This is a genomic window from Lichenibacterium dinghuense (assembly GCF_021730615.1).
Lineage (GTDB): Bacteria > Pseudomonadota > Alphaproteobacteria > Rhizobiales > Beijerinckiaceae > Lichenihabitans > Lichenihabitans dinghuensis.
Genome location: NZ_JAJLMN010000001.1, coordinates 1,931,562 through 1,950,694, shown reverse-complemented (window position 1 = coordinate 1,950,694; position 19,133 = coordinate 1,931,562). Strand labels below are relative to the sequence as shown.

Here is a 19,133-nt window from a genome sequence, read left to right as displayed (position 1 = left end):
GAGGGGAGCGGCCGCCGTCGCTTTCGTCGTGCCGTGCGGGCTTGCGGTGAGCCGGAGCATCGTGCCACGGAGCGGCATGACGCCGAACGCCGCCACAGCCGAGACCGCCCGGCGCGCCGACCTCGCCCTCGTGGCGGCGGGCCTCTTCGAGAGCCGCGCGCGCGCCGCCGAGGCCATCGCGGCGGGGCTCGTCACCGCCGACGGCGCGCCGGTCGCCAAACCGGCGAGCCGCGTGCCCGCCGGCGCGGTGCTCCGCGCCACCGCGCCCCACCCCTACGTGTCGCGCGGCGGCGTGAAGCTCGCCGCGGGGCTCGACCTCTTCGGCCTCGACCCCGCGGGCCTCGCCTGCCTCGACGTGGGGGCCTCCACCGGCGGCTTCACGGACGTGCTGCTGCGCCGGGGCGCGGCCCACGTCACCGCCGTCGACGTCGGCCGCGACCAGCTCCACCCCTCGCTGCGCGCCCACCCGCGCGTGACCTCGCGCGAGTCCACCGACGTGCGGGCGCTGGCGCTCGACGCGCCCGTCGACCTCGTCGTCTGCGACGCGAGCTTCGTGTCGCTGCGCGTCGTGCTGCCGCCCGCCCTCGCGCTCGCGGCGCCGCGCGGCGCCCTGGTGGCGCTGGTCAAGCCGCAGTTCGAGGCCGGGCGCGCCGCCCTCAAGAAGGGCATCGTGCGCGACCCCGCGGTCCACGCCGCCGTGTGCCGCGACGCCGCGGCGCTCGTCGAGGGCGAGGGCTGGGACGTCCTCGGCCTCCACCCGTCGCCGATCAGCGGCGGCGACGGCAACGCCGAATTCCTGCTCGGAGCCCGCCGCCGTGACGTTTGACGCCGTCCGCCTCGCCATCGACCACCTCGGGCGCCGCGGGGAGGGCGTGGCGCACGCGGACGGCGGAACCGTCTACGTGCCCTACGCCCTGCCGGGCGAGACCGTGCTGGCCGAGCGGGACGGCGAGCGCGGCCGCGTGGTCGAGACGCTGGTGGCCCGGCCCGACCGCCTCGACCCGGTCTGCCCCTACTACGGCACCTGCGGGGGCTGCGCCGTGCAGACGCTCCCCCCGCCCGACTACCTCGCCTGGAAGCGCGACCTCGTCGTCACCGCGCTCGCCAAGGCGGGGCTCGACGCCCCGGTGGCGCCGACGCTCGACGCCCACGGGGCCGGGCGGCGCCGCGCCACCTTCCATTCGCGGCTGGAGGCCCCGCGCGCCCCGCCGCGCGTCGGCTTCATGCAGGCGCGCGCCCACGCCATCGTCGACCTGGAGTTCTGCCCCATCCTGTCGCCCGGCATGGCGGGGGCGCTGCCGGCGGCGCGGCGGGTGGCCGCCATCCTCAGCCAGTCCGGCCGGCCGCTCGACATCGTCGTCACAGCCACCGACACGGGGCTCGACCTCGACCTGCGCGGCCTCGGCAAGGCGTCCGACGATCAGGCGCGCGCGCTGATCTCGGCCGCGGCGGCCCTCGACCTCGCGCGCCTGTCGAACCACGGCGAGGTGCTGGTGGAGGCGCGCGCGCCGACCCTGCGCATGGGCCGCGCCGCGCTTCAGATGCCGCCCGGCGCCTTCCTGCAGGCCACGGAGGCGGGCGAGGAGGCTCTGGCGGCCCGCGTGCGCGCCGGCGTCGACGGGGCGAAGCGGGTGGCGGACCTGTTCTGCGGCGTCGGCACCTTCGCGCTGCGGCTCGGCGAGGCCGCAGCCGTGACGGCGGTGGATTCCGAGCGCGCCGCCATGGCGGCCCTGGTGCGGGCCGCCGCCGCGGCGCCGGGCCTGCGCCAGCCGAAGTCCGAGGTGCGCGACCTGTTCAAGCGCCCGCTCGCCGCGGCCGAGCTCGCCGGTTTCGACGCCGTGGTGTTCGACCCGCCCCGCGCCGGCGCCGCCGCGCAGGCGGCCGAGATCGCGAGATCCGGCGTGCCGCGCGTCGTGGCGGTGAGCTGCGACCCCGGCACCTTCGCGCGCGACGCGGCGGCGCTGGTGGCGGGCGGCTACCGGATCGAGGGCGTCGAGCCGGTCGACCAGTTCCGGTATTCGGCGCACGTCGAGTTGGTGGCGCTGTTCACGCGGCCGGCCGCGCCGGCGAAGAAGCGGAGGCTGCTGTCGTAGCCGATGCCGCGCCGGCCCCCGCGGGCCGCCGAGGCGGGCGGTGAGCGGTCAGGCCGCGAAACGACGCAACTGGTCGACGATCCTGCGCCGGTCGAAGGGCTTGCCGATCAGCACGCCCCTGTGCGGCAGTTCGTCGTCCTTCCAAGGCTGCGACGAGATCAGCAGCAGCTCGATCGGCGGCCAGCGGTCCCGGATCGACAGCGCGAGCTTCATGCCGGCCGTGGAGCCGCGCATGTCCAGGTCTGTGAAGACCGTGCGGATGTCGGTGCGGCTTTCCAGGATGCGGATCGCCTCGTCCACGCTCGACGCCTCGACGGCCTCGCAGCCGGCCTCCTCGACGAAGTCGACCAGCGCCAGGGTCAGGACGGGATTGTCCTCGACGACGAGCACGAAGGTGGGACCGTCCGAGCGGTACTCTGTCATGGATGCCCGCACCTACGCCCGGACCTGTGCCAGCGGCGCCTTGAAGGCGGCCTGCAGACCCGAAACCTCATAACGTATGTCCGCATCGCGCGTTCCGAGCAGCCCCATGCGGATCAGCTTCGAGCCGAAGCCCGTCCGGCCGCTCGGCGGCTGCGTCGGCGGGCCGCCGCTCTCGGCCCATTTCAGCGCCAGCATCGGCTCCGCCGCCTCCTCCGTGCGCCACGCGACGCGCACCGTGCCGCTGGCGGCCGAGAGGGCACCGTATTTGAGGGCGTTGGTGGCGAGTTCGTGCATCAGCAGCGACAGCGACATGGCCGCGTCGGCGCTGACGTCCATGTCGGGCCCGTCGAAGCGGAAGCGGCCGATGTCCGCCTGCAGGGTGAGCACGCCCTCCATGACGGCGCGCATTCCCGCGCTCGACCAGCTCCTCTGCACGAGCGCGTCGTGGGCGCGCGACAGCGCCAGGACGCGCCTGTCGAAAGCCTGGACGATGTCGCGCTCCGTCACGCCGCGCAGGGTCTGGGTGGCGATCGACTGCACGATGGCGAGGGTGTTCTTGAGGCGGTGGGCCAGCTCGCCGTTGAGCAGGCGCTGCTGCTCCTCGGCCTCGGCACGGGCCACCGCGGCCCGCGTGCGGTCTGCCACCTCGCGCAGGAAGCGCGCTTCCTCGTCCGTCCAGGCGCGCGGCTCGCCGCAGAGCGCGAACAGCAGGCCCACGAAACGACCCCGTTCCATGACGGGCAGGTTGAACAGGGCTCGGCACTGGACGGCGGCCAGGCTGTCGGCGTCGGCGGCGGTGCGCGGGTCGGTGCGGACGTCGTGCACGATCACCGTCTCGCCGCGCTTGAGCTGCTCGATGTAGCTGCCGTAATCCCGGAAGCGATGCTCACCGGCGATGCTCGGCAGTCCTGGCAGGCGCCAGTCCTGTTCGACCGCGATGGTTTCGCGGTCAGCGTCCACGGAACAGTAACCGGCGCGGCTGAGGCCGAGCGCCTCGCCGACGGCGGTAGCCGCTGCGGTTGCGATCTCGTCCCTGTCGGCCGCGTCGCGGAGATGGTCGCCGAGGCCGAGCAGCGCGTCGCGCCGGCGCTCCGCCTCGACGCGGGCCGTCACCTCCAGAAACAGCACGCCGAAGCGGTCGCCGCCGAGGGCGAAGGCGCGCCCCTCGTACCAGCGCCGGAGCGTGCCCACCTGGCGCGTGAAGGCGGCCGGCTCGCCGGTCCGGACGACGTCGGCGAACTCGTCCACCCAAGCGTCCTCGACGCCCGGGAATACCTCGCGGATGGTGCGGCCGACGACCGTGGCGGGATCCACGCCCACCAGGGCGCCCCAGGCCGGGTTGATCTCCAGGTAGCGCCAATCCGCGATGGCGCCGGTCCGGTCCCGCACGACCTCGGCGACGAGGAAGCCCTCGCTCAGGCGGTCGAACAGCCCCCGCCAGTACACGTCCTTGGCGCGGATCAGCGCGCCCGCCTCCGCGGTCGCGAGGCCGGCCGTCGCCACGCCGGCGAGCAGGCCGAGCAGTTCCAGGTCGCGCTCGGTGAAGGCATCCGGCTCGGCCGATTGAAGCTTCAAGGCGCCCAGGACGACGTCGCCGCGCAGCACGGGCGTGACGATGGCCGAGCGGAGGCCGAGACGCTCGGCGAGGTCGCGGCGGATGTGAGGATCGAGGGCGGCATCGGCCATCCGCTGCGGGACGCGGCTGGTCGCGCAGTGCCCGGCGAGGCTGCCGGCGAGCGGCACGCGCAGCCCGACGTGGGGCGCGAGGGTCCCGGCGGCGGCGCGGTATTCGAGGTCCGCGCCGTCGACCAGCTCGACGGCGCCGCCGTCGGCCGCCGGCACGGTGTGCAGCGCGCCGCGAACCACGGCCGCCAACACGGAGTCGAGGTCGCCGTCGGCCGCGACCACGGCGGCCTGCGCGTCGCGCAGCGCTTCCCGCGCCCGGAAGGCCTGCCGTTCCTCCTCCCGCACGGCGTCCCGGTGCGCGATGGCGCGGCGGAGTTCCAATTGAGCCATCACTTGACGGGCGAGCGCCCTGAGGTCGTCGGCCTGCCGGTCCGTCAGGCCGTTCGGGCGAGGCTTGTGGTCGATGACGCAGAGCGTGCCGAGCACCTGCCCCTCCGGGGTGACCAGAGGGGCGCCGGCGTAGAAGCGCAGGAACGGGTCTCCGGTGACGAGCGGATTCGCGGCCGTGCGCGGGTCCTCGCGGAGGTCGGGGATGACGAGCAGCCGCTCCGGCGTGGCGAGGGCATGGGCGCAGACCGAGCTGTTCAGGTCGGTCTGGCAGGGTGGGAAGCCGAGGCGTGCCTTGAACCACTGCCGGTCGCCCGCGACGAGGCTGACCAACGCCACCGGCGCGGCGCAGAGGCGGCAGGCGAGATGGACGACGTCGTCGAAGCCGGCCTCTTCGGGCGTGTCGAGGATGCCGAAGCCGTCGAGCGCAGCCAGGCGGTCCGCGTCGCCGACGCGAAGCGGCGGTAGAGGAGTCATCGCACCAAGGTCCGAAACAGCGTGCTCCCTTGTGCGTCACCGACACGGGATCGTCCACCTCCGCGAGGCCGAAGGCTCGGACGGCGTCGCTCGGGACACCGGTCGCGGGCCGCAGCCTGCCGGTCTGCTCCGGCCATCCCGGGCGCGACGGTCGGCGAGCCCGCTTCGGATCACGGTCCGCGTATGCTCCTCTGTCTCGGACCGTTCAGGCTTCGGGGCGGGGGAGGCTCAGAGTCCGTCCGGGAAGTCAGGCTGCGCAACCTATGCGACGTAGCAGCATCATGACGGACGCAGCGTAGAGGAAGGCCTTTGCGGATGCGATTGTGGCCTCCGGATCCTTCCAGAGGCGTCGATTGCGGCTGATCCAGGCGAAGAAGCGCTCAACCACCCATCGCCGGGGGTGAACCACGAAGCCGACCTGCCCGGGTGGTTTGCGGACGATCTCGACGGCGATGAGCGTGGCGCTGTCCGGCTTGTCGCCGGCGTAGCCCGCGTCGGCGAAGGCCTTGGCGATGAAAGGATATGAACGGCGTGACTGCTTGAGCACCGGCACGGCCCCGTCGCGGTCCTGCACGTCGGCCGGCTGCGGGTCGAGCACCAGGGCGCGGCCGTCCGTGTCGACCAGGGCCGGCGCTTGCGACCCTTCACCTTCTTGCCCGCGTCGTAGCCCCGCGGACCGCCGCTCTCCGTGGTCTTCACGCTCTGGCTGTCGAGCACGGCCGCGGTGGGCGAAGCCTCTCGCCCGGCCCGCTCGCGATCCAGCATGACGAGATGGTGGTTGATGCCGGCGAACAGGCCCTCATCGCGCCACGCGCTGAAGTAGCCGTACACCGTGCTCTTCGGGGGCAGGTCCTTCGGCAACAGGCGCCAGGGAACGCCGCCCCGCAGCACATAGAAAATGCCGTTCACAATCTCCCGCAACGACCACAGCCGGGGCCGTCCGAGCGGGTTGCCGGGCGGCAACAGCGGTTCGATGACGGCCCATTCGGCGTCGGTCAGATCGGTTGAGTAGCGGAGTTCGGAGCGGCTATGCTGCTCGCGGGTGGCCGGGGTCCACATGGCGGTTCCAGATCAGGTTTCAGCACCCTCCTGGAATCATCTCAGCCCCGGCCACTCAACCCCACGTGCCCTTATCGGACGGACACTCACCCCGCGAACCGTCCGAACGCCTCCACCACGCGCTCGTAGTTGGCCCGCTTGTGCGGCATCACGCGCGCGGGGAGCGACCGCAGCGGCACCCAGGCCCAGGACGTGAACTCCACCACGCAGCCGGCCGGCGGACGGGTCAGGTCGATCGCGGCCTCGTCGCCCTCGAACCGCAGCGCCGCCCAGCGCTGCGTCTGGCCGCGGAAGGCGCTGAGCTTGTGCGCCCGCCCGCCGTAGGGCGGGAAGTCGTAGGGCCACCAGTCCTCCGTCACGGCCAGCACCGACACCTCCGAGATCCCCGTCTCCTCCCACAGCTCCCGCCGCGCCGCCGCCTCGATGTCCTCGTCGGGGTCGATGCCGCCCTGCGGCATCTGCCACTCGTAGCCGGTCCGCACCACCTCGGGCCCGTCGTTCACCGCCGTGCCGGCGAAGACCAGCCCCGCCGCGTTGAACAGCGCGATGCCGACGTTGGGTCGATAGGGCAGGGAAGCCTCGGTCATCGGGTCGTCCAGGGTCTCGGTTGCGCTGCAGCGGTTGCTGTCGCTGCACCGCAATATGATATGGGATCCGTCCCGTCATATGGACGATCCGGCCATGCTCGACCAACCTCAGCGTCCCCGCGACCGCCGACCGGCGCGGCGGAAGGTCGTCGCGCCGGCGCGCTTCAACATCGGCGCGGCGGTGCTCGACCGCTGGGCCGCGCTGGACCCGGACCGCCCGGCGGTAATCGACCTCCACGGCTCCCGTCCCACCGTCGACAGCTTCGGCGCGCTGAAGCGCCGGTCCGACCGCCTCGCGCTGGCGATGCGGCGCCTCGGCGTCGCGCCGGGCGACCGCGTCGCCGTGTTCCTGCCTCAGGGCGCGGACGCGCTGGTGGCGCAGTGCGCCGCCTACAAGCTCGGCGCGATCGTGCTGCCTCTGGCCGCGGTCTTCGGCGCCGAGGCCCTGGCCTACCGCTTCGCCGACGCCGGCGTGACCCTCGCCGTGACCGACGCGGACGGCGCCGCGAAGATCGCCGCGATCCGCCCGGCGCCCGCCGCCCTGCGGGCCGTGGTGTCGGTGGACGGGCGGGACGGCGCCGTGCTGGGCCTCGACGAGATCGTCGAGCGCGAGGCGGGGGACTTCGCCCCCCTCGACACCTCGATCGAGGACCCGGCCCTGATGATCTACACCTCGGGCACCACGGGCCAGCCCAAGGGCGCGCTGCACGCCCACCGGGTGCTGGCCGGGCACGTGCCGGGCGTCCTCTACTCCCACGCGGGCTTCCCCGCCCAGGGATCCGGCTCGGGCGAGCTGATGTGGACGCCGGCCGATTGGGCCTGGGCGGGCGGGCTCCTCAACGCCGTGCTGCCCGCCCTGCACGAGGGCGTGCCGGTCGTGGCGATGCGCAGCCGCGGCTTCGACGCCGAGGCGGTGTTCCGCCTGCTGCGCGACCACCCCGTGACGCGCGCCTTCGTGCCGCCGACCGCGCTGCGGATGCTGCGCGCCGCGGCGCCGGACGGGGATCGCGCCGCCACGCGCCTGCGCAGCGTCACCTCGGCCGGCGAAGCGCTCGGGGAGGAGACGGGCGCCTGGGCGCGGCGCGCCTTCTGCTGCCCGGTCGACGACGTCTACGGGCAGACCGAGTGCAACTACGTGCTGGGCTCCTCGGCGGCGCGGGGGATCGTCAGGGCCGGCGCGATCGGCCGCGCCACGCCGGGCCACGACGTCGCGGTGCTCCGCGACGACGGCAGCCGCTGCGCGCCGGGCGAGCCCGGCACGATCGCGGTGCGGCGGCCCGACCCCACGCTGTTCCTCGGCTACTGGGGCCGGCCCGAGGCCACCGCGGCCAAGTTCGTCGGCGGCTGGATGACCACGGGCGACCGCGCCGCGGCGGACGCCGACGGTTACGTCAGCTTCCTCGGCCGCGACGACGACGTCATCACCTCGTCGGGCTTCCGCATCGGCCCGGTCGAGATCGAGGAGAGCCTGATCCGCCACCCCGCCGTCGCGGCCGCGGCGGTGGTGGGGGTGCCCGACCCGCTGCGCACCGAGATCGTGAAGGCCTGGGTGGTGCCGCGCGACGGCGTCGCGCCCTCGGACGCGCTGGCCGAGGAGATCAAGCTCTTCGTCCGCACGCGGCTGTCGGCCCACGAATATCCGCGCGAGGTGGCCTTCGTGCCGGACCTGCCGATGACCGTCACCGGCAAGGTCATGCGGCGAATGCTGCGCGAGCGGGGCTGACGCGGCTCAGCTCGCGGGGCGCGTCGACGCCCTCAGCAGGTCCGCGAGCCCGCTCGGGAAGCGCACCGCGACCCTGATCCGACGGCCCTGGCCGTCCGTGAGCACCAGCGCGAGAGAGGGATCGGGCGGCAACGGGGCTCCGGCCCCCAGCAGGACCTCGTGGAGGCCGCCGCGGCGGCTCGCCACGGCGGGCAGCACGGCCGCGCGGCCGTCGGGCGACATGACGGTCTCGACGGCGACGTCCGTCAGGGGGCCGAAGCGCGCCGCGTCCGCCGCGGCATCGATCGTCAGCACCACGGATCCCGAGCCGACACGCTGCGCCAGGCCGGCCCGCAGGGACAGGGCGAGGCCCACGCTCGGCACCGCGATGCTGCCCGTGAGGTAGGTCGTGCCGGGCTGCGGCGGCAGCGTCCCCTCGCGCTGCACCGTCCAGGACGCCGTCGCCGGCTTCTCGTCCGGCGTCGGAGGCCCGGCGATCGTGCCCGCCGCCGTCGCCGCTTCGGCGGGCGCCAGCCCGCAGCACAGGTGCTCCCAGTCCCGGACCGTCGCCCGCGTCTGGTCCGTCAGCGACAGCGACACCCAGCCCTTGCTGCCGTCGTCGGCCGTGAGCGGGACCGACACGGAGGTGCCGTCGGCGAGGTGCTCCAGGAAGCCGTCCGACCAGCCGGCCCTGACGCGGAACGCGCGCGCGCCGTGGCCGTCGTCGGTTTCCGCGGCCGCCGTGAAGTAGGGCAGGCATTCCGACCCCTTGCAGATGCTCGGCGCCCCCACGGTCCAGACCCGCCCCGGCTCGATCGACGCCGGCTCCCCGAAGTTCAACGCGGCGACGAAGCCGCCGGCCCCGCCGGGCGCCTCGTCGCGGCGCAGCGCCAGCGTGCCGCGGAGGGGACGCGCCGGGATCTCGACCGAGGCCGCGAGGGCCGGCGCGCCGTCGGCCCGCGACAGGCTCCAGTCCACGATGCCGGCAAGCTGCGCGGCCGGGCCGAGGCGGGACGTGGCGACCGCCATCACGGACGGGCGCTCCGGCGCCGTGCGCGCGGGCGCGGCGGAGCGCTCGACCAGGACGCGCGCTTCCGCCGCCTCCGTGGCGATCCGCGTCGAGGCCACCTCGGGGAGCGTCATCCAGTGAATGCCGCTCGGCGGGGCGGAGCGCATCAGCGGCATGATGGATTCCGCGATGCCGAGGCCGAGCAGGTAGCGGTCGACCTCGGAATACATCGTCTCGGACGCGGCCTTCACGACCTGCCGGGACGAGATCGGGCGCGTCTCGACCAGCGTGCGGCTGACCTCGACGGGGTGGCCGTGCACCATGCGGCGCATCACGCGGAAATAGTTCATCACGCGCGTGAGCGTCTGGTGCACGACCATCTGGTGCACGCCGACGTAGCTGTTCGGCCCGACGGAGCGCTCCTTCCCCGCGGCGAGGATCAGCACGCAGGCCGAAGCGCAGGCCGCGACGCCGCCCGCCACGAAGCCCGGCCGCTCGCCGGCCTGCCGCAGCGCCGCGCAGGCGCGGTCGGCCGGCGCGCAGTCGTCGAGGCTCGTCCCCGCCACGGCGACCGTCATCCCGCGCGCGCGGATCGCCCGCCCCATCGCCATCGCGGCCTGCACGGAGCCTCCGGGCGAGTCGACCAGCACGGGGACGTTGCTGCGCCCGAGCCGAGCCAGCGCCGCGGCGAACAGGGCCGGGGTGCCGGCCCCGATCTGCCCCGTCAGCGCCAGCCATCGCGGGCAGTCCGCTCCGCACCCCGGCGCGTCGCTCCGCACCAGCGTCACGGTCATCGGCATCTTGGCTTCCGACGGCGTGAAGGCCGCGGCGGGCCGGGGCAGGGCCGCGACGGCGAGGAGGACGAGGACGGCCGGCAGGTTCGGCGTCGGACGGGGCATGGCGCGGCACCGGCGGGCATGGGGCAGAGGGGAAAGATCGCGCCCGGTCTGCAACTTTCAATGGTCGAAGACTTCGGGGCGGCTCAGTGCCGGCGGGACACAGGCGGCGGGGAAGCCGAGCCGCCGCAGGGGATGTCGGCAGATCTGGCACGGGGCGTGCTGGACGTCGGCATCTTTCGTCGAGGACTTTCAGGTATGGCCTATCTCGCGCCCGCGGATTTCGTGAAGAAGGCGGTCGACGCCGGCGAAGCGAAAGTCTTCATGGCGACCCGCGACACCTTCATCCGCGCCTATATGGCGGGCGCCATCCTGGCGCTGGCTGCCGCTTTCGCAGTCACCATCAACCAGTCGACCGGCCAGCCGCTCGTGGGGGCGCTGTTGTTCCCGGTCGGCTTCTCGATGCTGTACCTGCTCGGCTACGACCTGCTGACCGGCGTCGTGGTGCTGACGCCGCTGGCGCTGATCGACCGCCGCCCGGGCGTGAACGTCGGCAACGTGCTGCGCAACTGGGTGCTCGTGTTCCTCGGCAACTTCGCCGGCGCCCTCACGGTGGCGGTGATGATGGCCATCGTATTCACCTTCGGCTTCGCCACCGCGCCGAACCCGGTCGGCACCTTCATCGCCGGCATCGGCGAGGCCCGCACGCTGGGCTACGAGAAATACGGCGCCTCCGGCATGCTGACGCTCTTCGTGCGTGCCATGATGTGCAACTGGATGGTGTCGACCGGCGTGATCGGCGCGATGATCTCGACCTCGGTGCCCGGCAAGGTCATCGCCATGTGGATGCCCATCGTGGTGTTCTTCTTCATGACCTTCGAGCATTCGGTGGTGAACATGTTCCTGTTCCCCTCCGCGCTGCTGATGGGCGGCCACTTCTCGATCCTCGACTACCTGATCTGGAACGAGATCCCGACGCTGATCGGCAACATCGTGGGCGGCCTCGCCTTCACGGGCCTGATGCTCTACTCGACCCACGTCCGCACCGGCGCCCCCCGCGCCGGCGGCCGCGTCGCCGCCCCGGTGATGCAGGCGGCCGAGTGACGCTCAGCCCGCAGGCGCCCGGCGGGCCGCGTAGATGCGCCCGACCAGCGCCGCCGAGGGCCGCGCCCTGAACCCGTCCATGATCCGGCGCAACGCGGCGGGCATGACGTCGTAGGGCGGGATCGGCGCCGTGTAGCCGTCGGGCAGGATGAAGGGCGCCAGCGAGGTCGCGAAGGCGAGGTCGGACAGGGTGAGGCGGTCGCCGTTGAGGAAGCGGCGGCCGTCCGCGATGCGCCGGTCGACCCCGTCGACGATGCGGGTCGCCATGACGAGCGCGTCCGACACGAGCTCGGGCTGCAGCTTCAGGAGCTTCACCAGCAGCCAGTTCAGCGTGGGGTAGAGGGGCGACGTCAGCTGCGCCTCCAGCGGGCCCACGCCGCGCGTGAAGGGCTCCATCATGATGTCGGGATGCGGCAGGAGGTGGAAGTAGGCGATCTGCGCCGTGAAGGTGCCGAGTTCGCCGTTGAACCGGTCCCAGTCGGCCTCCACCCGCGTGCGCAGCGGCTGCTCCGCCGGCACGAGGATGCGCTGCGGGTCGCAGATGGGGTCCTCATGGTCCACCAGGGCGCGCGGGCCGGTGACCTTCACGCCGGGGCCGGCGATCAGCGGCATGCGGGGGTTGCCGCTGCGCAGGAAGCACAGCAGCGCGCCCAGGGGAAACATGTGCCGCTCCTCCCGGTAGGGCAGGGCGTAATGGTCCAGCACGAAGCGCGACAGCTCGCTGTCGATCATCGGGCCGAAGGTCACCATGGAGAAGCGCGGCGCGGCGCTCACGTCGGGTCCACCAGGAAGTCGATGAGGCGACGGCCCGGCAGGAAGAAGTAGCCGCCGCCGCGGGTCGAGACGAACCGCTGCATCGGGTTCAGGCCGATCGGCCCGTCCGGCGTCGGCATGGTGAAGGTGTCGTTGGCGCCGTTCGCGCCGCCGAGCAGCGGGTCTGCCTCGCGCCCGAGGTCGTGGAAGCCGGGACACTTCAGCCAAGTCTGCTGCAGGAACTCGAACTGGCGCTCGATGTCGGCGCAGAAGCACATGAAGAAGAGGCCGGGATCTGCCTTTCCGCCGGGCCGGGCCGGCTCGTCCCCCGGTTCGTAGAAGCGGCCGACGCGCGTGATGCGGTGCCGGTTCGAGATGCCGACCTGGTCGGCGTCGCCCGGGAACAGGCTGTCGCGCGGGTTGGCGCGGCGGATGTGCGCGCCGTAGGGGCAGCGCAGCCCTCGCGGGTCCTCGACGCCGAACAGGAAGTCGTTGTCCGGCACGATGGACCGCCGCTCGCGTCGGGAAGGCTCGGGCTCGGTCGCCCGGGCGACGATCTCGGCGGGCAGCGAGGCGTCCGGGTCGATGGGCGTGCCGCCGCGGGGGTGGCTCTTCGGCCGGGCCGGCTGCAGCGCGGAAGCCGACTCGGTGACGAGGTCCAGCGGCGACTCCGCGGCCCGCTCCTCGACGCGCCGCTGCACGCGGTCCCGGCGCACGGAGGCGGCCTCGTAGGGCTCGCGGACCAGGGACGAGCCGTCCTTCCAGCGGCCGATGAGCTTGGCGGCGATGAAGTCCGGGTCGACCACGTAGGGCGCGCCGAGCCGGCCCTTCATCGGCTCGGTCGTCCCGCTGCTCAGCCGCGCCGCCCTCTGGTCCTGGACCTGCTTGATGTATTCGTGCCGGTCCGCCCAGGCGTCGCGCCGATCGGTCCCGGCCCGCATCTTGCCCCTGATCCAGGCCGCGTATTCGGGGTTCAGGCGCTCCGCCTCGTCGGCGCAATAGTCCTCGAAGCGGTCCACGTGCTGTTCCAGTTCGCGGATGATCAGGAACGTGCCGTTGAAGCCGACGTCGCGCGGCGTGCCGGCGACCGTGCGCGAGAAGTCGTTCGGGGCGCCGAGCAGCGGCAGCTTGTTGGACGGGTCGCGGCCCGCGGGCAGGGTCGGCGACGGCGGGATGTAGCCGCGGTCGTCGGGATAGCCGAGGATCATCTCCCCGGGCTCCACCACGTGGATCGCGTCCGAGTTGCGCCGCCCCTTGTAGGTGCCGCGGATCACCGGCTGCGAGATCCCGTCGACGAAGCCGAAGGGTTCGCGCTTGTCCGCCGTCACGGGCTTCAGGGGCACCTCGTGGGTGAGGCGCGTGCCGGTGCGGGGGAACAGCGTGTTGACGAGGACGCCGCGCAGGTCCTCCATCGCCTTCTGCGAGCGGCCGTAGACCAGCACGGCGGCGTCCGGCGCGTCGTTGCCCCAGCGCCACTTCTCCGGGGCGCTGTCCTCCGTGTCGCCGAGGATGCGCTGGCGGTAGAAGGCCGTCATGCCGTCCTGGAACGCCAGGGGGAAGGTGGCGGCCGCTTCCTCGGGCAGGCCCAGCTTGCGCAGCCCGCCGGGGGACAGCGCCAGGGTCGCGACGGCCTCGTGGCCGAGCCGCCGGCCATCGCTGAAGGCGACGAAGTGGCGGAGCCGAGCGAGCCAGTCGCGGGCCAGGGCGCGGTCGTCGGACAGGTGGCAGATCAGGCAGGTGCCGAAGGGCATGAAGCCCAGGCCGCCGAACACGAGGCTCTGGATGTCGCTGGACACGAGGTTGACGCTCGGCCGCGCGGCGGAGCCGAACAGGGCCAGCCAGTTGATCGCCTCGTCCTCGGTCATGACGCCGGACAGGCCGGCGCGGATCAGCGCGTTGGCGCGGATCGTGCCCGTGGTGCTCTCCCGATAGGCGCTGTACCAGAAGCGCGTCGGCACCATGCTGTGGCGCGCGAAGCGCTTGAAGCGGTCGCCGTCCGTGGCGCCGAGCTGGAACAGGTTCTGCGTCTTCGGGAAACCCACGGTGTTGGACCACACGGCCGTGAGGCCCGCATGGGCCTTGGTGATGAAGTCCTCGAGGTAGCTTTCCCAGCTTCCCCCGTAGTTCGACATGAACAGCGTGTCGCGCGTGCCCGGCACCGTCACCCAGCGGGCGAAGTGGATCGTGCCGATGTCCGACAGGAAGCCGGGCTTGAAGTAGCGGCCCGCCGCGAGCCCCACGATCCAGAACACCAGCCGGGCCGTGAACCAGCGCAGCCAACCGGGCTTGCGCTGCGTGATCGAGATCATGTGGCTCTGCGCGAGCCTGTTCTCGCGCTTGTACATCTCCCGGTCGCGCTCCGGCTGGGCCGTGTGGGTCTCGATCGAATCGTTCTCCTCGGCGTCGCGGAGCGCGAAATAGGCCGCGACCGCGCCCGCAACGACGACGGCGAGCGCGATCCAGAATCCGCCCCAGGCCGTGCTGACCGCCCCGAGCAGGAAGGCGCCGGCGCTGTGCCAGAACCCGACGGCGGCGCGGGCGTCGACGATGCCGGCGACGAGGCTCGCGAGGGCCACCAGGGCGACGAGCGGCCACAGATAGAGGCCGATGAACTGCACGATGCCGGCGCCGATCAGGCCGCGGAGGTTGCCGGCGGTGAACGGGGGCGCCGGCGTCGCCGGGTCCAGCGCGCCGCGGAACCTGCGGTCGCGGGCGACCGCCGCCCTCACCTCCGCGAGCCGCGACAGCGCCGGCTTCGGGGGGATGACCAGGGGCTCCGCCCCCTCGTGGCCCTCGGCGGGCAGCGCCAGCAAATTCGCCGCGGCTCCCCCGTCCAGCCCGAAGCTTTCGACGATCCCGGCGCAGAACTGCGCCAGATCCTGCTCGAACAGGATGCGGCCGACGGTGAGGCCGGGCGTCCCCGAGAAGGCGACGCCGGGGTTGCCGAACAGCCCGTTGTTGAGCTTCACGCTGTGGGCCGCGAGGTAGGCCGCGACGTCGCCGCCCGGCCAATCGCTGGCCAGCATCAGCACCGGCTTCAGGTGCGGCCCGAGCGTGCGGGCGATCCGCTCCGTCGCGGCCTCCTCGGTGCCGTCCGCCGAGATCTCGAACACGATGTTGGCGGCCCGCCCGTCGGTGGTGCGCAGCGCGTGCAGGCTGCAGAAATGCGTGCCCTCCTCCTCGCCCGGCGCCGGCTTGAGGGCGACCTCGACGTCGTCGTTGGCGGGGTTGCCCAGCGCGTCGATGGCCGCCTCCGCCTCGGCGAGCCGCGTGACGGCCAGGGGCGCCACGAAGGTGAGCATCGCTTGGGTCATGCGGCCCTCCGGCCGAAGGTGACGGCGAGATGCGCCGGGAAGGGGCCCGCCCAGGCGACGGGGCCGACGCCGCGGATGCCGCGCCTGATCAGGGCGCCGACGAGCAGGGGAATCTGGAAGGCGTTGACGTCCGCGCCGGAGCAGAGGTGCAGGCCGCCGCCGAAGTGGAGGTAGTTGGAGGCCGGGCGGCCGGGATTGAGGATCTGCGGGTCGGGGAATGCCGTGACGTCGAGCATGGCCGCCTGCGTGTAGACGATCACCGTGTCGGCGGGGCGGACGTCGACGTCGCCGATCTGCGTCGCCACCGCGGCGCTGCGCATCACGATGGGGTTGTGGGGCCAGCGGCGGAGCGCTTCCCAGCACCAGCCGCGCAGGCGCTCGGCGTCGTCCACGTCGGCCCCCATGTTGGCCGCGAGCGCGGCATCGCTCCCCATCACCGTGAGGATCTTGGCCACGCAGGTGGCCGTGGTGTCGATGCTGCCGACCAGCATGCCGCCGAGCGTGCGGCGGACGAGGTCGTCACCCGCCCCGTCGTTCGGGATGGTGGGGTCCTTCAGCAGGGCGCCCATCATGTCGTCGCCGGCGGAACCCGCCGCCCGCCGCCTCGCGATCTCGTTCTCTAGCCACCCCTTCAGCAGCGGCGCGGCGCGCAGCGCCCGCGCCTTGATCTCGGCGTCGTTGCCGAGGTTGAGGAAGATGTGGCCGAAGATGGCGCGGGACACGTCCGTGAAGCGGGCATCCTCGACGGTTTCGAGCCCGAACAGGGATTTGGCGGTCGCCGCAGCGATCGGCCGGGCGAAGTCCTCGACCGCGTCGATGCCGTCCACATCCGCGACGCGCCTCAGCGCCTCGTCGGCGATCCTGCTGCGCAGGGGGTCGAAATCGACGGCCGACAGGGCGCGGTACAGCGTGGACCGCTCCCGCACGAGCTTGTCGCCGCGGTCGAGGCCGAGGATGAAGGGCCCGTTCACCGCCTCGATCTTCTCGGCGTTGATCGGGCCGATCCGGAACTCGAGGTCGCGCGACAGCACGTCCACGGCATCGGCGTGGCGGCCGACCACGACCTTGTCGCCGATGCGGATCGGGCGGCCGAGCCAGCGCGACGCCGCCGCGAAAGCGCGCGCCGCGAAAGCCTGGACGCCGGGCCTGCCGAGGAAGCCGGACACCCCGCTGGGCTGGACGGGCGGCGTCGCGATGTCGCTGGCCATGGTGCTCGCGTGACCGGAGGGGTTGAAACCGTGCGTCGAATCCGAGGCGGGTCAAACGTAACTGCCGGTCGCGATCGCGTCGAGCCCGTTCTGCGATAATCCGTTGCATACGGCGGGGCGTCACGCCTCCAGCGCCAGCAGGGCGAAGCTCGCGAGCCAGTGCTCGCCCATGTAGTGGCCGACGCCGTCCCCGACGGCCTCGCCGAGCGCCGCATCCAGGTGGCGCTCGGCGGCTCCCTCCATCGCGGCGCAGCGCGGGTCGCCGGCCGGCAGGCCGGACGCCAGGGCGCGCCAGCACCAGGCGCGGGACAGGTTCAGGCCGTCGAGATGGGCGATCTTGCCGTCCGTGCGGTCGCTCACCGCGGCCGGGCGGAACAGCGTCGCCGGGCGACCCTCGGCCAGCTCCGGCAGGAACGCGTCGAACCAGGGGCGCCACTGGCCGGCGGGGAGGAGGCGGCGCATGCATTCCGCCTCGGCCAGGGCCGGCGACAGGAAGTCGTCCCCGGCCGGCTCCCAGGCCTGGCAGCCGCGATCCCGCCCGTACCAGTCGACCGCCTTCTCCCACAGGAGCCCGAGCAGCTCGTCGTCCGCCGTCGCCACCGCGTAGTCGCGCGCCAGCGCGAGCGCGAAGGCGGTGTTGCCGTGCGCCCCGCTGCGGACCGGGTAGGCGGCACCGGGCAGGAAGCCGACGAAGCGGTCCCGGACGGCGTCGGCGAGCGGCGCCAGCGCGGCGCTCCAGCCTTCGTCGAGGCCGCGCAGCTCGGCCGCGAGCTTGAGCAGCCAGGCCCAGCCGTAGGGCCGCTCGAAGCCGCGCGACGCGGGGCGGGCCAGGTAGGCGCACTCGCCCGCGACGGCGCCCGGGGTCAGGCGGCGGTCGAACAGGGCGCGGATCTCGCCCGCCGCGGCCGCGACGGGGAAGCGGCGCAGCAGGCGCGCCAGCGTCCAGTAGCCGTGCACGCAGCTGTGCCAGTCGAAGGAGCCGAAGAAGACCGGGTGCAGCGCCGACGGCCCGGCGACGTCGGCGGGGCCGTCCATCGCGTGGTCGAGCTTGTTGGGATACTCGCGCTCGACGTGGCCGAGCACCAGGCGGGCCAGCGCCGCCGCGCGCCCTTCGGTGAGGATCGTCCGCATGCCCCAGCACTCCCGGCGGCGCGCCCCGCCGCGGCCCGCGCCGCGACGACGCCCCGGGGGCCCGCGGGTTCCGTCAACGCCTGCCCCGCCGTTCCTCGCGCCGGTTGGCGAGGAACAGGCTGCCGTCGCTGCCGACCGGCGCCGCGAGCGCGTCGCGCAGGTCGCCGCGGCTGAGGCCGATGTCCTGGAGGTCGTGGTCGCTCATGGCCGCCATGGTGTCGAGCAGGCGCCGGTTCTCCAGCGCGCGGAACGGCCCCATGACGACGGCGTCGACCGCGGCCGGCACGGCGCGGGCGGCGCGCGACAGGGCGGCGAGGCCGCGCTCGGCGGCGGTCGGGCGGGGCTTCTGGATCATGAACAGCATGGCTTGACCCTCCGGGCCGGCGGCGGGGGCGCCTGCATCGGCCTTGACGGGAAGGTGGGACGGGCGCATCGATGGGTCCAACGAATGATTGTCATGCGTCCCATCGCGAACCGGCATCGATCAATGCTCGACACCGATCAGCTCCGCTCCTTCCTGGCCATCGTCGACACGGGCAGCTTCACGCGCGCGGCGGACCGCGTGAACAAGACCCAGAGCGCCGTGTCGATGCACGTGAGGCGGCTCGAGGAGCGGCTCGGCCGGCCGCTCTTCGTCAAGCACGGGCGCGGCACGCGGCTGTCGCCGGACGGCGAGCGGCTGGTCGACCACGCCCGGCGCATCCTGCAGGTGGAGGCGGCGGCGCTGGCCGACCTCACCGCCGAGGGCCTGTCGGGCCGGGTGGCGCTGGGCATCCCGGACGATTACGCCGAGATGTTCCTCGGCGACCTCGTGGGCGGCTTCGCCCTGCGCCACCCGGGCGTGGAGCTGTCCGTGCTGTGCCACCCCAGCATCGAGGTGGCGGAGCGGCTGCGCGCCGGCGAGATCGACATCGGGGTCGTGACGGTGTCGGACGACATCCCCGGCGTCGAGGTGTTGCGCGAGGAGCCGCTGTGCTGGGTGGCGGGGCTCCGCGCCGGGGCGATCGAGGCGCAGCGCCCGCTGCCGCTGGCCCTGTCGACGCCGCCCTGCCGCTGGCGCACGGTGGCCTGCGAGGGGCTGGAGCGCTCCGGCATCGCGCACCGGCACTTCATGGCCTCGTCGCATTATTCGGCCATCGCGCCGGTGGTGCGGGCCGGGCAGGCCATCACGGTGCTGCCGCTGGCGGTGGTGGACGCCGCGACCCAGCGCGTGCTCGGCCCGGAGTCGGGCCTGCCGGCCTTGCCCTCGATGCGGCTCGGGCTGCTGCGCCGGCCCGGCAGCCGCTCGCCCGTGGCGGCGGCGCTGTGCGACGAGGTGCGGGCCAGCCTGGCGTTCGGGAGCCTGCGCGAGGCCGCCTGACGCGCCCCGCCGGGCGCATCGCCGACGCTTCGGCCGATCCGCGATCTGTGCAGCCTGTGATAAT

The 19,133-nt window shown here is 73.5% G+C and carries 15 protein-coding genes; 5 read left to right on the top strand and 10 right to left on the bottom strand.

Going from position 1 to position 19,133, the window contains the following annotated elements; translation table 11 throughout:
* The first annotated feature begins 76 nt into the window (after positions 1–76).
* Both L7N97_RS09435 and L7N97_RS09430 read left to right on the top strand, forming a co-directional pair.
* The gene (locus L7N97_RS09435) at positions 77–826 is read left to right on the top strand and encodes a TlyA family RNA methyltransferase (protein WP_237478055.1); all 750 of its coding nucleotides are present in this window, start codon (positions 77–79) and stop codon (positions 824–826) included.
* Positions 816–2,093: a class I SAM-dependent RNA methyltransferase gene (locus tag L7N97_RS09430; RefSeq protein WP_237478054.1), complete on the top strand. Its 1,278-nt coding sequence runs from the start codon at positions 816–818 to the stop codon at positions 2,091–2,093. Before L7N97_RS09435 ends, L7N97_RS09430 begins: the two co-directional genes overlap by 11 nt.
* A 48-nt stretch (positions 2,094–2,141) precedes the next feature.
* Here the strand turns inward: L7N97_RS09430 and L7N97_RS09425 are convergent, their stop codons facing one another.
* From L7N97_RS09425 to L7N97_RS09410, 4 genes are all read right to left on the bottom strand, one after another.
* Entirely contained in the window at positions 2,142–2,516 is a 375-nt protein-coding gene (locus L7N97_RS09425; RefSeq protein ID WP_237478053.1) for a response regulator, read from the bottom strand.
* Positions 2,517–2,528: 12 nt separating this feature from the next.
* The gene (locus L7N97_RS09420) at positions 2,529–5,006 is read right to left on the bottom strand and encodes a GAF domain-containing protein (RefSeq protein WP_237478052.1); all 2,478 of its coding nucleotides are present in this window, start codon (positions 5,004–5,006) and stop codon (positions 2,529–2,531) included.
* Between the two features lie 247 nt (positions 5,007–5,253).
* Positions 5,254–6,065 (bottom strand): IS5 family transposase gene (locus L7N97_RS09415; protein WP_428980972.1). Its coding sequence is split into 2 segments (ribosomal slippage): positions 5,254–5,633 and positions 5,633–6,065, totalling 813 coding nucleotides; the frame shifts between segments, so codons are not numbered across the junction.
* A gap of 86 nt (positions 6,066–6,151) precedes the next feature.
* A complete protein-coding gene (locus tag L7N97_RS09410; RefSeq protein WP_237478050.1) occupies positions 6,152–6,652 on the bottom strand; it encodes an RNA pyrophosphohydrolase in 501 nt (166 codons plus the stop codon).
* A 94-nt stretch (positions 6,653–6,746) separates the two neighbouring features.
* Here L7N97_RS09410 and L7N97_RS09405 point away from each other — a divergent pair, with 94 nt between their 5' ends.
* Positions 6,747–8,375 carry an AMP-binding protein gene (locus tag L7N97_RS09405; RefSeq protein WP_237478049.1) on the top strand — a complete coding sequence of 543 codons (1,629 nt, stop codon included), beginning with the start codon at positions 6,747–6,749 and terminating at the stop codon, positions 8,373–8,375.
* 6 nt (positions 8,376–8,381) lie between these two features.
* Here the strand turns inward: L7N97_RS09405 and L7N97_RS09400 are convergent, their stop codons facing one another.
* Positions 8,382–10,262, bottom strand: coding sequence for a COG3904 family protein (locus tag L7N97_RS09400; RefSeq protein WP_237478048.1), 1,881 nt, complete (start codon positions 10,260–10,262; stop codon positions 8,382–8,384).
* Between the two features lie 195 nt (positions 10,263–10,457).
* On the opposite strand from L7N97_RS09400, the gene L7N97_RS09395 reads away from it, so the two are divergent.
* Positions 10,458–11,303, top strand: a complete 846-nt coding sequence (locus tag L7N97_RS09395; protein ID WP_237478047.1) for a formate/nitrite transporter family protein — start codon at positions 10,458–10,460, stop codon at positions 11,301–11,303.
* 3 nt (positions 11,304–11,306) lie between these two features.
* On the opposite strand, the gene L7N97_RS09390 is transcribed toward L7N97_RS09395, so the two are convergent.
* From L7N97_RS09390 to L7N97_RS09370, 5 genes are all read right to left on the bottom strand, one after another.
* Entirely contained in the window at positions 11,307–12,077 is a 771-nt protein-coding gene (locus tag L7N97_RS09390; protein ID WP_237478046.1) for a glutathione S-transferase family protein, read from the bottom strand.
* Positions 12,074–15,370, bottom strand: coding sequence for a Dyp-type peroxidase (locus tag L7N97_RS09385; RefSeq protein WP_237478045.1), 3,297 nt, complete (start codon positions 15,368–15,370; stop codon positions 12,074–12,076). The genes L7N97_RS09390 and L7N97_RS09385 overlap by 4 nt, the downstream gene beginning before the upstream one ends.
* On the bottom strand, positions 15,367–16,578 hold the full coding sequence (locus L7N97_RS09380; RefSeq protein ID WP_237478044.1) for a cytochrome P450: 1,212 nt from the start codon (positions 16,576–16,578) through the stop codon (positions 15,367–15,369). Before L7N97_RS09380 ends, L7N97_RS09385 begins: the two co-directional genes overlap by 4 nt.
* A gap of 120 nt (positions 16,579–16,698) precedes the next feature.
* Positions 16,699–17,709: a DUF2891 domain-containing protein gene (locus tag L7N97_RS09375; protein ID WP_237478043.1), complete on the bottom strand. Its 1,011-nt coding sequence runs from the start codon at positions 17,707–17,709 to the stop codon at positions 16,699–16,701.
* 73 nt (positions 17,710–17,782) lie between these two features.
* Positions 17,783–18,073, bottom strand: coding sequence for a DUF1127 domain-containing protein (locus L7N97_RS09370; RefSeq protein WP_237478042.1), 291 nt, complete (start codon positions 18,071–18,073; stop codon positions 17,783–17,785).
* 123 nt (positions 18,074–18,196) lie between these two features.
* On the opposite strand from L7N97_RS09370, the gene L7N97_RS09365 reads away from it, so the two are divergent.
* Complete coding sequence (locus L7N97_RS09365) at positions 18,197–19,069, top strand: LysR family transcriptional regulator (protein WP_237478041.1); 873 nt, start codon at positions 18,197–18,199, stop codon at positions 19,067–19,069.
* Positions 19,070–19,133: the final 64 nt, after the last annotated feature.

Bases quoted from the DNA above. Each gene is read 5' to 3' on its own strand.
- L7N97_RS09435 (WP_237478055.1), top strand. From the start codon at position 77: ATGACGCCGAACGCCGCCACAGCCGAGACCGCCCGGCGCGCCGACCTC.
- L7N97_RS09425 (WP_237478053.1), bottom strand. From the start codon at position 2,516: ATGACAGAGTACCGCTCGGACGGTCCCACCTTCGTGCTCGTCGTCGAG.
- L7N97_RS09420 (WP_237478052.1), bottom strand. From the start codon at position 5,006: ATGACTCCTCTACCGCCGCTTCGCGTCGGCGACGCGGACCGCCTGGCT.
- L7N97_RS09410 (WP_237478050.1), bottom strand. From the start codon at position 6,652: ATGACCGAGGCTTCCCTGCCCTATCGACCCAACGTCGGCATCGCGCTG.
- L7N97_RS09405 (WP_237478049.1), top strand. From the start codon at position 6,747: ATGCTCGACCAACCTCAGCGTCCCCGCGACCGCCGACCGGCGCGGCGG.
- L7N97_RS09400 (WP_237478048.1), bottom strand. From the start codon at position 10,262: ATGCCCCGTCCGACGCCGAACCTGCCGGCCGTCCTCGTCCTCCTCGCC.
- L7N97_RS09395 (WP_237478047.1), top strand. From the start codon at position 10,458: ATGGCCTATCTCGCGCCCGCGGATTTCGTGAAGAAGGCGGTCGACGCC.
- L7N97_RS09385 (WP_237478045.1), bottom strand. From the start codon at position 15,370: ATGACCCAAGCGATGCTCACCTTCGTGGCGCCCCTGGCCGTCACGCGG.
- L7N97_RS09380 (WP_237478044.1), bottom strand. From the start codon at position 16,578: ATGGCCAGCGACATCGCGACGCCGCCCGTCCAGCCCAGCGGGGTGTCC.
- L7N97_RS09375 (WP_237478043.1), bottom strand. From the start codon at position 17,709: ATGCGGACGATCCTCACCGAAGGGCGCGCGGCGGCGCTGGCCCGCCTG.
- L7N97_RS09370 (WP_237478042.1), bottom strand. From the start codon at position 18,073: ATGCTGTTCATGATCCAGAAGCCCCGCCCGACCGCCGCCGAGCGCGGC.
- L7N97_RS09365 (WP_237478041.1), top strand. From the start codon at position 18,197: ATGCTCGACACCGATCAGCTCCGCTCCTTCCTGGCCATCGTCGACACG.